The 12,072-nt window shown below is 61.3% G+C and carries 8 protein-coding genes and 1 tRNA gene; 5 read left to right on the top strand and 4 right to left on the bottom strand.

The features are described from left to right. Positions 1–16: 16 nt before the first annotated feature. On the bottom strand, positions 17–2,353 hold the full coding sequence (locus CJU94_RS15710; protein ID WP_095419474.1) for a DUF3141 domain-containing protein: 2,337 nt from the start codon (positions 2,351–2,353) through the stop codon (positions 17–19). Positions 2,354–2,462: 109 nt separating this feature from the next. Here CJU94_RS15710 and CJU94_RS15715 point away from each other — a divergent pair, with 109 nt between their 5' ends. Beyond that, positions 2,463–3,578: a transporter gene (locus tag CJU94_RS15715; protein WP_341868347.1), complete on the top strand. Its 1,116-nt coding sequence runs from the start codon at positions 2,463–2,465 to the stop codon at positions 3,576–3,578. 95 nt (positions 3,579–3,673) lie between these two features. On the opposite strand, the gene hpnJ is transcribed toward CJU94_RS15715, so the two are convergent. Next, entirely contained in the window at positions 3,674–5,095 is a 1,422-nt protein-coding gene (hpnJ, locus tag CJU94_RS15720) for a hopanoid biosynthesis associated radical SAM protein HpnJ (protein ID WP_095419476.1), read from the bottom strand. A 1,559-nt stretch (positions 5,096–6,654) separates the two neighbouring features. Here hpnJ and hpnI point away from each other — a divergent pair. The 3 genes from hpnI to CJU94_RS15740 all read left to right on the top strand — a co-directional run bounded on the left by hpnI (position 6,655) and on the right by CJU94_RS15740 (position 9,105). Next, positions 6,655–7,893, top strand: coding sequence for a bacteriohopanetetrol glucosamine biosynthesis glycosyltransferase HpnI (hpnI, locus tag CJU94_RS15730; RefSeq protein ID WP_095419478.1), 1,239 nt, complete (start codon positions 6,655–6,657; stop codon positions 7,891–7,893). 265 nt (positions 7,894–8,158) lie between these two features. Next, a complete protein-coding gene (locus CJU94_RS15735; protein WP_095419479.1) occupies positions 8,159–8,662 on the top strand; it encodes a hypothetical protein in 504 nt (167 codons plus the stop codon). Positions 8,663–8,880: 218 nt separating this feature from the next. Then, complete coding sequence (locus CJU94_RS15740; RefSeq protein ID WP_095419480.1) at positions 8,881–9,105, top strand: hypothetical protein; 225 nt, start codon at positions 8,881–8,883, stop codon at positions 9,103–9,105. Between the two features lie 218 nt (positions 9,106–9,323). Here the strand turns inward: CJU94_RS15740 and CJU94_RS15745 are convergent. Next, positions 9,324–9,410: transfer RNA gene (locus tag CJU94_RS15745), tRNA-Leu, on the bottom strand. Between the two features lie 412 nt (positions 9,411–9,822). On the opposite strand from CJU94_RS15745, the gene CJU94_RS15750 reads away from it, so the two are divergent. Further along, positions 9,823–10,647, top strand: coding sequence for a squalene/phytoene synthase family protein (locus CJU94_RS15750; protein WP_095419481.1), 825 nt, complete (start codon positions 9,823–9,825; stop codon positions 10,645–10,647). A 145-nt stretch (positions 10,648–10,792) separates the two neighbouring features. Here the strand turns inward: CJU94_RS15750 and CJU94_RS15755 are convergent, their stop codons facing one another. Continuing rightward, positions 10,793–12,001: a DUF1501 domain-containing protein gene (locus tag CJU94_RS15755; protein WP_095419482.1), complete on the bottom strand. Its 1,209-nt coding sequence runs from the start codon at positions 11,999–12,001 to the stop codon at positions 10,793–10,795. Positions 12,002–12,072: the final 71 nt, after the last annotated feature.

Raw genomic sequence — 12,072 nt, forward strand, 5'->3', positions numbered from 1 at the left:
GATGTGGCGTGCGGGCTCATCGGCGAGCCCGGTCGAGCACCGCGACCGGACGCTTGCGCTCCGGCCGCGGCGACAATACCGAGCGGATGCGTTCAAGGGCCGACCGTTGGCTGTCGGTGGGCGCTGAGTTCAATACGCGCTCGTCCGCGACAAGTTTGGCGATCAATTCGAGGAAGCGGTTTCGGTCCTCGCCATGCGCGAGCAGAGTGGGCAGCGTCGCGATCGCCTGATCGGGCTCGTAGCTGGCGATAATCTCCTGTTCGCCCCGAATGCGCCGCCATTGGTCGGGAGCAATGTCGGGAAGATAGTCCGCATAGCTTTCCGCCAGTTCCTTGCGCATCTCGAGGCGAGCGAGCGGCAAGGGCTCGCCCTTGCGGGCGAGCAGGAAAGCCGCACGGGCCAGCGCCTCGGTGTAGCCGCCTTCCCCGATCGCCTGAAGCGCGCTCCGCACGAACGGCAGCTCGCGAGGATCGGTCGTGACCGGCTCCTTGTGGCCGTCATCCGGATTGCGGTCGGCAAGATAGATCGAGTAGAGATTCGCGTAAATGCCGAAAAACGCCGCCTCGGTCGCGGCATCGCGCATCGCACGGTAGTAGTCGAGCGAGGCGCTGACGATATCGGAGCCGGCTTTTTCGGCTTTACGCCAGGGGTTGTCTGGATCAGCCGGTTGGCGGCTCGCCTTGACTGCAATGGCGGCGGGATACAGCCAGCCCAGCCAGGGGTTCATATCGGACAGCGCCCAACGCTGCCATCGCAACGGATGAAAATCGCGCAGCATGCGGGCCGTCGCCTCATTGCTGAATGACTGCACGATGGGCCGGCCCAAGAGTTCGTAGGCCCGCTGATTGAAATCCGACAAAGCGGCAACCGCTTCGAACGGTTTCTCGTCCTCGCGCTCGAAACGGTTGAAATGCGCACCGATCTCTTCGAGCCGATGTTCGCTGAATTCGACTTCGTATCCGCTCTCCCCCGAGTCGCTCCTGACTTCCTTGATCGACATGCCATAAAGACCCGGCGGGAACGTTTCGATGGTCTCCAGAACGGAAAAGATCTGGGTATGTTCCTTTCTCGCGACTTTGCCGGAAACAAAGATGCCAAGGTGGCCGATGTCCTGATGCATCAGACCCACGATCACCTGGCCGCGCGACTTGATTTCCTCCGTACTCTTATAGATATCGGCGACCCAATTGAACGCCTGTTGAGGTGGCGTGATGTTGTCTCCCATCGACGCGAACAGAATGATCGGCGAGCGGATCTCCCGTAAATCGAAGGGCTTTCCGCCGCCGTCGCTCACCCCGCCAGACCACAGCTTGTTGCCGACGAAGAGGTTGCGCGTGATCCACTCGATCTCCTCGCGGTTCATCAGATAGTAGCTGCCCCACCAGCGCTCGAATTCCAGATAACGGGGCGGCTCCGTATCGATGTTCGAGAACAGGTGGTAATACTTGTCCCATAGCGTGTTGGCGGGGTTCAGGTTTTCGAAGTTCTGTACCAGATGAGCGCCGTCGAATTTGCCGTCGCCGAGATCCGCCGCGTACGACGCGAGCCACGAACCGCCGAGGATCCCGCCCGCGTATCGCATCGGATTGTCGCTCGCCCCTTCGCTCCAGGCGCCACTCCAGTACGACATCGGCGCTCCGTTGATGACGACGGGTCCGGTGTCGTCCGGGTCGGAGCTGGCCAGCATCATCGCGGCCCAGCCGCCCTGGCAGTTGCCGACGAGAGCCGGCTTTGGGCCCGACGGATGCCGCGAACGCACTTTCCTCACGAACTGCTGCTCTGCCGTGCATACGTCGAGCAGAGTCTGACCAGGTTCGGGATCGGGAAAAAACACCACGAAGTACACCGGGTGTCCCGCGCGGAGCGCAACCCCGGCTTGCGAGTCGTCCTTGAATCCGCCGATGCCTGGCCCGTGCCCCGCGCGGGGATCGATGATCAGATAAGGGCGCTTGTTCACATCCACGACAGCGCCTTGCGGCGGGCGAAGCTGAAGCAATGCGTAGTTCACGGGGCGTTCAAACCGTCGCCCATCGAGGATCACGTCATAGTCGAAATGCAGCACGGGGGTCGGCCCTTGTGCGCTTCGCTCCACGAACTCGGTGCCGCGCTCGACCAGCACGTTCCAGAAGAGCAGCGACCGTTGCGCGACGTCGATCGCGTACTGCCATGCCTGCAATGGATCGAATGACGCGGCCACTGCGCGCCCGGTCTGGTGATTGGCGCGCTCACCGTCGAGCGCGTCGCGCACACGTTGAGTCAGCCGTTCCTGCGCGCCCTGGGTGCGCTTGTGCAGCACGCGAGTAATTTTCGTGGCGATATCCTGACTGCGAGACAACTGTGCTCCTGCGTCCATCACGCCACCCTCGGAAAGGAACAAGACATGGTCATCGGCGGGAAACTACGGTCACGTTTTTCACGCTCCCGCACACGCCTCGCGTACCGTCACATCCGGCTCGCGGCGCTTGCGCCATGCGCGGCGCACCAGCCGACTCGAAATCATTTCATGGTATGGCCCGCGTCCAGCCCATGAAATCGGACCAAAGTCTTATACCTCTGTCATCAGGCAACCGGTACGCTCGGTACATCGTGCCCTTTTCTACCTCTTGAACGTTGCGGCCAGCCGGGTTGCCCAGGGCCGCGTGCCCACGCCGACTATGAGGCATCGTCCATGCCGTTGGGCCCTGATCCGCGATAGCGCAGTCGGACTTCTGTTTCCGGTCGCCGTAGCGTGTGCTCAAGAACTGGAACCCCGCACCTACTCTCCGTCTCCGGTCGGCACGCATTTTCTGGTCGGCACATGGTCGTATCTCTCTGGCGATGTGCTGACGGATTCGTCGTTACCCATCACGGGCGTGCGCGCGCAGTTCAATCTGTGGTCGCTTGCCTATGTGACGACATTCGGCTTTCTCGGGCACACGGCATCGTTGGGGCTGGGGCTACCGTTCGCGCGCGGGAACGTCAGCGGAGATGTCGTCGATTCACCGACAGAAGTGCACCGTGCCGGTCTGGGCGACATGCGGCTGCGCTTTGCATTCAATCTGTTCGGCAATCCGCCATTGCCTCCCGATGCGTTTGCCACGCATGAACCGGCAACCGCGGCCGGGACCAGCTTGACGATCATCGTGCCTACGGGTCAATACGATGGCTCGCGGCTAGTCAACATCGGAACCAACCGATGGGCATTCAAGCCGGAGTTCGGGGTATCGCAGCCGCTCGGCAACTGGTTCGTCGACGGCTCCGCGGGGGTGTGGTTCTTCACGGCCAACAACGCGTTCTTTAACGGTAAGCAGCGCACTCAGGCCCCGCTGATGACTTTCCAGATACACGGCGGCTACACCTTTCGGCCCGGGCTGTGGCTCGCCGGCGACCTCGGATACGTCAGCGGAGGTCGGACCTCGACCAACGGCATAGAGGCGCAAGACCGACAGGCCAACGTGCGATACGGCGTCACGGTGTCCGCGCCGATCGCGCGCGGATGGTCTACCAAACTCGCGCTTTCGCATGGTCTGGTGACTCGTGCAGGCGGCGACTTTACGTCTATCACGCTGACACTACAGTATCGCTGGTTCGATCGATAGCTCCATTGCGCCACCTTCTCCGCGCGATGCCCGGCCTCTGATCGCGACGCGAATGATCACGGACGGAGCACCGGGCCAGTGTGAAGCAAGCGACTTTATGCCTCGCGCGCTCTCAGGAATCTGAAGAACTCCACGCCTTCCTGCAGGCGACGTTTCATCATCTCCCAGCTCACCAGCATTTCGCTGACGATCTCCCAGATCTTCGTCGGCCTGAAGTAGAAGCGTTTATAGAACTCCTCCACGCCGTGATAGATCTCTTCGCGCGACAAGTGTGGATAGCCGATCGCCGAAACCTGCACGCCCGTGGAACTCACCAGGTTGATGACCTTATTCTCTTGCAGCCACCCATTTTCGATGGCCTGCTTATGAAGGCTCGTACCCGGATAGGGCGCGGCGAGCGACACCTGGATGGTGTGCGGATTGATCTCTTTCGCGTATTGGATCGTCTTCTCGATCGTCTCGCGCGTTTCACCCGGAAGCCCCAGAATGAAGGTGCCGTGAATCTTGATGCCGAGCTTGTGGCAATCTTCCGTGAAGCGGCGCGCCATATCGGTTCGCAGCCCCTTTTTGACGTTCACGAGGATCTGGTCGTCGCCTGATTCGTAGCCGACGAGGAGGAGCCGCAAACCGTTTTCCCTCATCACCTTGAGGGTGGAATACGGCACGTTCGCTTTCGCGTTGCACGACCACGTCACACCCAGCTTGCCAAGACCGCGGGCGATTTCCTCGGCTCTCGGTTTCAGATCGGTGAACGTATCGTCGTCAAACATGATCTCCTTGATTTCGGGCATGTTGTCCCTGATCCATTTCACTTCTTCCAGCACGTTCTCGACGGACCGTGTGCGATAGCGATGGCCTCCCACCGTCTGCGGCCATAGGCAGAAGGTGCACCTGGATTTGCAACCTCGCCCCGTGTAGATGGAGATATAAGGATGCTTGAGGTAGCCGCTAAAGTAATTCTCTGTCTTGAGGTCGCGCTTGTAGATGGGTGCGACGAATGGCAACTCGTCCATATTCTCGAGAATAGGCCGGGCTTCGTTGTGCATGATTGCGCCGTCGGGCAGACGGTAGCTCAGTCCGAGAATCGACTCGAACGGGAGCCCCTGCGCGACGTCGCGGCACGTGAAGTCGAATTCTTCGCGACACACGAAGTCGATCGCCTTGCACGCCGTAAGCGAACCGTGCGGGTCGACGGCGACTTTTGCTCCAACCATGCCGACCAATATCGTGGACTTGCGCTTCTTTAAGTGCTCTGCGAATTGAGCATCGCTCGGGAACGAAGGTGTGCTCGTATGAATGATGACGAGGTCGCACTGCTCTGCAATGTCCAGCGACGCCTCCAGAGACAGGCCATCTGCCTGCGCGTCCAGAACGCGGCTATCCTCGATCAGCGCGGCGGGCTGGGCGAGCCACGTCGGATACCAGAACGATCGAATCTCGCGTTTCGTCTGGAAACGCGAGCCCGCTCCGCCGTCGAAGCCATCGAATGAAGGTGCCTGCAAAAACAGTGTTTTCATAGATGCTCTCGAAGAAAGTTGTCTGCCTGCGCGAGATCGATCACCCGCACAAGCGCGCCGGGCGTCGGCGATGCTCGGGAACTGGATGCATGTACTCAACGTTGAGCCGGTCGCTGCGATCGATGGTATTAACGCCACCCCCCCTTCAGGGAAATTCGAGGACAGCCAGAAAAGGCGGGGCCATCGTCGTCCCGTGCGAACCGAACGGCAGGGACATGGCGCAGCGGAGCCTGCGGCTGTCACTGGGGAACGAAGGGACGTTCAAGAATACTACGAATCATCGGCTCGACAGAAAGGGTTTTTCTCGCATAGTCTAGTTGAGGATCCCTTGAGATTGTGTTGCCCGTCGGCAAGTTGTAAGCACTGTTTCATCAAGCGGGAGGCGATGTATGACGCAAGGTCGACACAACGTGCGCGGTGTGCCTGTCGGCGCAGGCCGGCACATCAGTCCGGCGGAATTCCTGCTAATGGCAGGCTTTCTTGTGTACCGCGCGCCCGATGCGCCGGCCTCTGCCCGAGCTGCGGCCCGACGTGTACTGGATGCCACTTTCGGGGCAGCGGCGGCTCTCGGATTCGCCGATTCGGCCGCTCTCGAAACCATGATGGCGCATGCGGACAGGTCTTCGCGCATATGGGCGCTTGCGGAACGGGCCACTTCCGCCGTCGGCGATACGACTGCTTTTCTGCAGGTCGTCCGCAGTGCCGGCGTGACGCTCGAGTGGGACGCGTAATTGGGCAGGCGCCGCATAGCGGCAACGATTCCAGAAGCTGGCTCGTTGGCGCGCGACGGTTTAGGGTAACCACTTGTGCATGGGAAACAACATAGGTAGCGCAGTGCCTCTCTCCTGTCATATTTCCCAACGCAGTGCCGCGCCGCAGTCATTTCCGCACAGTCCACTCTCTATTCGTCGCCACCCTCTGTTCGCAGCACAAACCGCTCTTTTTCGATCTATAAAGGCAAGACAGAATCAACGACGTGAGCGCGTGAGCGTCATGCCACGTTCTTGTTAGCCAGTGCGCAAATCGACCCGCAACAGATATCGGCAAAAAGCGACAAACCCCCTATACTTCCGAACACTAATGGGCAGGAAGTGCCGCCCGTTTTCCCGTTGCGCCATAGGGAAGGCAACGCGCAGTCGGGCCATACTGGTTGTACATCATGCGTGAGTTTCTGGCTTGCGAATGTGGACGACTTAAGTAGCTGATTCAGGTGTCCGGTGTTCGATTGGAAGTGTCAGGCAAACGGAAAGGGGACGCTCACGCGGAACTGAATTCGACCGCCAGGCTCTTCTTCGTTGTTGACAAGGAAGATCAGGCCTCGTTGCATTCTCGTCAATCACGTTGATCTTCAGAGGCCTCTCGCGTGTCTCGTACCTGATATCCGCATGCTCGCCACGACGGGACTCGAACTGCAGCGCGAGTTGGAACCCGCGGGCCCTCGGATATTCTTCGCGACAACGCGTACGTCGCCGCGAGCGTCAGGTGATGGTGCTCGGGTTAGCCGGCAAGAGCAACAAATGGGGCTGATCGCCTTCGCAGGGTCTCTACACGGGGTACCTATGTTTCTCATCGGGCTTGCGCTTCTATCCGGCGCGTGCGTCGTGCTGGGGATTGTCTACACGCTACTGGCCGGCGCATTGATCGGGCGTTTCTTCGCCCGCACGACATCGGAGCCCACCAGCTTTCCGCCCGTCACGATCGTCAAACCGTTGCACGGCGACGAGCGGACCTTGCTAACCAACCTGTCGAGCGCTTGCCAGCAGGACTATCCAGGCCCGGTGCAATTCCTGTTCGGCGTGCACGACGGCGAGGATCCGGCGTTGCAGGCAGTCGAACAATTGCGCCTGCTGCACCCCAACGCGCATATCACGGTAGTGGTCGATGCGCGCCTCTATGGCCCCAACCGCAAGATGAGCAACATTCTCAACATGCTGCCCGAGGCACGGCACGATGTGCTGGTGTTCGCGGACAGCGACGTCAGCGTGGGCAGCGGCTATCTGCGCCATGTGATCGGCGAGTTGCAGAAGCCAGGCGTGGGACTTGTCACGTGCGCCTATCGCGGACTGCCCGATCCGGGTTTCTGGCCGCGCCTGTCGGCGATGGCGACCAATTACCAGTTCCTCCCGAGCGTCGTGACGGGGCTTGCGCTCGGTATGGCGCGTCCGTGCTTTGGGCAGACGATTGCAATGCGGCGCGAAACGCTCGAGAAGATCGGCGGCTTTGCCGGGTTCGTGCATCACCTGGCCGAGGACCATGCGATCGGCGAAGCGGTGCGCATGATCGGCGAGAAGGTCGCGATTGCGCCGTTCACGGTGTCGCACGCATGCGTCGAAACCAGCGCTGCCAAGCTGATTACGCATGAATTGCGCTGGAGCCGGACCATCCGGACAATCGATCCGCTCGGTCATCTAGGCTCGGCGCTGACTCATCCGTTCGCGTTCGCCCTGTTGGCGGTGCTGTTCTCCGGCGGCGCCGTATGGGCGTGGCTGCTTGCGGCGCTGGCGCTGCTCGCGCGGCAGACGTTGAAGGTTCTGTCGGACCGGGCGTTGCGGCAACCACATCGTGACCTGTGGCTGTTGCCGCTCTGGGATATCGTGTCATTTTCGATCTTCGTGGCGAGTTTCCTGTCGAGCCGGGTCCGCTGGCGCGGCTTCACCTTCAAGGTAGACCGCAACGGCCGGTTATCACCGGTCAGAACCAATGACGGCAACGCTGATTCACGTGGAAGGCTGCGCGAGTTCGAAGCACCGAGCCCGGAAACGGCGGAGTGTAGCGGCGCAGTCGATAAAGCCATCTAATCAGGATAACTATTCTTGAGATGTTCCTGGGCGCCTAGGATCGCCTTGTACCGTATTCAATATTCGTTGGGCAATGAAGCTTGCGCGAACAACCTCTCCTTGCGCTGACGATTCACTGGTCGAGGAGGCCATCGCCACTTCGTCGTTTCGAATGTAACGAATACATCTGACAGCAGCGCACACCTGCCTCCGCTCGTCGAGCCGGGGCGCAACGCTCCATCCGAGCGGGACTGCGAGGCGCGCTCACCTGTCGTGGAGCACTTCCATGCTTAACCGACTTGCATTCCTGATCGTGGGTACCGCGGCGTTGATGCTCGCGGGTTGCACCGCACCGCATCAGCAGGTGGAGGCTGGCGCGGACCAGTCCGTACTCGTTGCACGCCTGGGTCCCCCCAAGGAAACGTACGATCTGCCGAACGGCGGCAAGCGGCTGATGTGGCCGACCCAACCCATGGGAACGACGACAACGGCAGCGGACATCGACGCTTCCGGCAAAGTACTCAGTGTCCGGCAAGTCCTTCAGGACAATGAGTTCCATCGTGCGGAGGTAGGAAAGTGGACCCGGGACGACGTGCTGGTCAACTTCGGCCGCCCTTTCGAAACCTCCTACTTCAAGCGGACGAGCAGAGAAGTGTGGTCCTACCGGTATTTGGAGAACAACATCGACCATCTGATCTACCACTTCTACTTCGACGATCAGGGCGTTCTGCGACAAACGCAGAGATCACCCGATCCGCAATTCGATCCGAGCCAGCGCAATCGATTCTAGCGACAGCAAGCGGGCGATACCGTCATCTCACGCCATGGACCTGGCTGGCGGGCGACGATGCCCGTGCCGCAAATCGCGCGCGAGACCATTCGAATTGGGGGCGCGGCGAGGTTATGACGTAGTTCGTGTAGTCGACGGCGACCCGTTGTTATGAACGCACGCGTCACCCGGTCTTGCCTGCAGAACTATCGACACTCATTTCACTTCTGGAGACCAACATGAACGGACGCCGTGGACCCGCTCTCGCATTCGTTGCCTACGTCGCCCTGGCGTTCCTGCCGGCGCCTGCGGCATTGGCTCAGACTGGTGCCGCGGGAACCAGACAGATGCAGGACACCCAGCGCAAAGCCCACCAGAAGGCTCGCGATGCCAAAAAAGACACCCACCATGACGCGGACACCCAGAATGAAAAGAAAGCCAAACCGGCTTCCGACGCTCAATGACCGTCGCAAACGCCGCACAACGCTGCGTTGTGGCGGGTGTTGAATCAGAGAGGCGGATTGGCAAACCTTCAGCGCTGTGCGCTGTGCGCTGTGCGCTGTGCGCTGTGCGCTGTGCGCTGTGCGCTGTGCTCCGCTTCAGCGAAGTGGGCGGGGCGGGCAAAAGCAAAAAAGGCCACGTACCTTTGACGGTACATGGCCTTCTTTATGGTGCTTCTTTATGGTGCGTGAGGCCGGACTCGAACCGGCACGAGATTGCTCCCGTCAGGACCTAAACCTGGTGCGTCTACCAATTTCGCCACTCACGCGAATATTTATACCTAGCAGGCAGGACCGCTGCGATATGGCGTGCGATACAGACCTCCGCGACCCGCCGACCTCTGCGAGACGCGGCAAAGACCCTTATTGTACAAGGATTCCCGGGCGTTTCGGACCTGCTCCCGCTGTACGGAGCAACAGAACCTGAACCCGGTGCGTCTGCCGATTTCGCGACCTTCGCGGCCGGACATGGCGCGAGGCGCCTGCCCGTTGTCCTGCATGCTGTCAGTCGCGCCGGAAACACGCGCCCGAAAGCGTAAGCGCGAGATTCTAACCGATTGATTCGCGCTTGTCTGCATTTGCCCGGCATCTGTCGAGGCGGCGCCGATGCTACAATTTTCGGCCCGATGCACGCATGACGTGCTCCCTGTTCGCTTGCCCTTCCGCCACATTCCCAATCCAGTGAATTTCGAAGAATATTGCCAGCAGAAAGCGGCGCCGCCCGGATCGAGCACCTACTATGCGCTTCGGCGGGCGCCCGCAGCCAGTCAGCCGCTGTTGACCGCGCTGTTCGCGCTGCGGCGCGAATTCGAGGAAACGGTCAAGGAACTCAGCGATCCGGCCATCGGCCGTACGAAACTCGCGTGGTGGCAAAACGAAATCGCCGCGCTGGCTTCGGACTCGCCGTCGCATCCGGTGTCCAAGGCGCTGGCGGCATACCTGCCCGATGTGAAGGCCGAGTATCCGGCGTTGCAGACCTTGCTCGCCGGTTTCGAAATGGACCTCGACCAGGCCCGTTACCTCGACTACCCGAATCTGCGGCGCTACGTGCAAGGGGTGGGCGGCACTTTCGCGTCGCTGGTCGCGCGCGCCACGGCGAAAGATTCGGCACAGGCGTCGACGTGGTCCGCGCCGCTCGGCGAAGCGCTGATGCTTGCGCAATTCGTGGTCGAAACCGGCCACGATGCGCGTCACGGCCGCATCTATATTCCGATCGACGAAATGCAGCGCTTCAATGTCACCGCCGCGGATCTGATCAATCGGAAATACACCGAGGCGTTCACCGAACTGATGCGCTTCGAGACCAAGCGCGCCCGCGACGCATTGCAGAACGCGCTCGGCGCCGTGCCCGCGAGCGAGCGCCGCACGCAGCGCACGCTGGTCGCGCAGGCCGCGCTGGCGTCGGCGCTGCTGGATGAAATCGAACGCGACGGCTATCACGTTCTGCATCAACGCATCGCGTTGACGCCGATTCGCAAGCTTTGGATCGCGTGGCGCGCAAAGTGACCGGGTGGCGCGGCCGTCTGGCGCCAGATCCGCTCAGCGCTTTGTCAAAGGCGTTGTTGAAGAAGGCGCGTGAAAGCCGCCGATAAACACGTCGCCAAAGGAGTAGGTCGCCAAAGGCTTCGCAAACGCGTTGCCGCCGGCGCAGTCAAACGCGTAGCAACGGCAGCGGTTCGAACCGCTGCTGCAGAATGGCCGGCGCGTCGAGCCCCCACCACGGCCCGAGCACCGTGGCGTAAAGCTGCCGGAAATCGACGCCGACCGGCAAGTTGCCGTTCCCGTCGAGCCGCGCCAGCGCCGGCGGCACGCCGTAAAGACCGCCCCGCACGCGTGCGCCCATGACGAAATGCGGCGCCACGGTGCCGTGATCGGTGCCGTTGCTCTGGTTCTCACGCGGGCGCCGGCCGAACTCGGCATAGGTCATCACCAAAGTATCGTCCCAACGGCCGAGTTCGACGAGCGCCGACTTCATCGACGCCAAACCTTCCGCGAGCTGCTTGAGCAGCACCGCTTGCTGGGCCGGCTGATTCTGATGCGTGTCGAAACCGTTCAGCGTCAGGCGGATTACCGCGACGCCGTGGCCGTTTTTCGGGGTGTCACCGGCCGCGAGCACCTGCATTGCCGTTTTGATCGAGCTGCCGAATGCGCCGCCCGGAAACACGGTTTTCAACTGAGGCTGGCCTTGCGCGGGACGCAGCCGGCCGGCCGCTCTCACAATGTCGTTTTCGACGTCGAGAATATGCGCCAGTTCGGGATTGCGCTCGTGCAGCGATACCGGCGTGGCAAGCCGGGAAGCCGCCACGAATTGCGCCGGGTTGACCAGCGCGATCGCGCGCGCGCCGTTCGCGAGCGGGCCCATTTCCGCGCTGCCGATCACCACGCCGTCGGCGGCGAAACCGGCGGGCACCGGCGCCTGCGCAAACGCGCGCGTGAGCCATCCTTCGCGCAAATACTGGTCGGAGCGCGACGCCGTATCCCAGATCTCGATTGAACGGAAGTGTGACAGGTTCGGTTGCGCATAGCTCACGCCCTGCACGATCGCCAGTTGCTGGGCGCGCCACAGCGGCATGAGCGGCTGCAAAGACGGATGCAACGCGGTGCGCTCGTCGAGTTGAATCGCCTGCTCGCGTTTGATGCCGATGTTCCCGCGCAACTGATAGTACGCGGGGTCCGCAAACGGAATCACGGTATTCAAACCGTCGTTGCCGCCTTTCAATTCGACGAGGATCAGCAGGTTGTCGTAGCCGCGTGCCGTGGATGCGCCCGGCGCCGCCGCCTGCGCGCCGCCGAATGCACGGGGCAGCCAGAGCGTGGCGCTCGAGGCCGCGCACATCGAGAGAAAGCTGCGTCGTTTCATTCTGCACCTCGTTCGATTGGCACGGCGCGAGTCGTGTGGCCGTTGACAGCCAGGTTCATTTCAAGCGTCTG

Source organism: Paraburkholderia aromaticivorans, assembly GCF_002278075.1.
Taxonomy (GTDB): domain Bacteria; phylum Pseudomonadota; class Gammaproteobacteria; order Burkholderiales; family Burkholderiaceae; genus Paraburkholderia; species Paraburkholderia aromaticivorans.

Coding starts and splice junctions, on each gene's coding strand:
- CJU94_RS15740 (WP_095419480.1), top strand. CDS start 8,881: ATGAACGGACGCCGTGGACCCGCTCTCGCATTCGTTGCCTACGTCGCC.
- CJU94_RS15710 (WP_095419474.1), bottom strand. CDS start 2,353: ATGGACGCAGGAGCACAGTTGTCTCGCAGTCAGGATATCGCCACGAAA.
- hpnI (WP_095419478.1), top strand. CDS start 6,655: ATGTTTCTCATCGGGCTTGCGCTTCTATCCGGCGCGTGCGTCGTGCTG.
- CJU94_RS15735 (WP_095419479.1), top strand. CDS start 8,159: ATGCTTAACCGACTTGCATTCCTGATCGTGGGTACCGCGGCGTTGATG.
- hpnJ (WP_095419476.1), bottom strand. CDS start 5,095: ATGAAAACACTGTTTTTGCAGGCACCTTCATTCGATGGCTTCGACGGC.
- CJU94_RS15755 (WP_095419482.1), bottom strand. CDS start 12,001: ATGAAACGACGCAGCTTTCTCTCGATGTGCGCGGCCTCGAGCGCCACG.